Source organism: Pseudomonas sp. 32_A (assembly GCF_017490905.1).
Taxonomy (GTDB): domain Bacteria; phylum Pseudomonadota; class Gammaproteobacteria; order Pseudomonadales; family Pseudomonadaceae; genus Aquipseudomonas; species Aquipseudomonas inefficax.
The window spans coordinates 1-590 of the sequence record NZ_JAFGYI010000131.1 but is presented as its reverse complement, the minus strand read 5'-3'; the positions used below and the strand labels follow the sequence as shown (position 1 = coordinate 590).

The following is a 590-nucleotide window of genomic DNA, read 5'->3' as shown; positions in this document are numbered from 1 at the left end:
GGAATGTGCGGCGATCAGGTTTGCCAGAGGCGCAGCGGTTTTGGGTCGACGCCGTGGACGATCGGGCGAAGCGCGAGCCATTGCTCGGCCAACAGCCGCTGCAGCGCCTCCATCGAATGCGCGAGCGCGCGGATCAGCAGCGTGCCGGGCGCGACGCAGGTGACGCCCGCGCGCAGCGCATCGTCGAATGGCAGCGCGGGCGCGATCGATTCGGCGAGCGTCGGCGCGATGAAGCCGGGAATCTTCGAGAAGCCGTCGGCGGCCACGCGCTGGTTCGTGTCGCGGATGTGCGGATTGCCGAAGCGCTCGAGCACGACGTCGCGGTAGCGCGCGAGATCGAGCGGGCTCGGCGTGAGGCACGGGATCACGTCGTCGGTCACGTACGCGTGCGCGAAGCGGCGAATGTGCGCGTCGCGCGTGCCTTCGTGAATGTATGAATGGCCCGCGAGCGTGCCCGCCCAGGCGATGCAGCTGTGCGTCGCGTTCAGGATCCGGATCTTCGCTTCCTCGTACGGATGGACGTCGTCGACGAGCTCCGCGCCCGCCTTCTCCCACGCGGGCCGGCCGGCCGCGAAGCGATCCTCGATCAC

1 pseudogene is annotated in these 590 nt (G+C 69.3%); it reads right to left on the bottom strand.

The features are described from left to right. Nucleotides 1-14: 14 nt before the first annotated feature. Nucleotides 15-590, bottom strand: a pseudogene (locus tag J5M58_RS25925) (hypothetical protein); the annotation flags it as partial.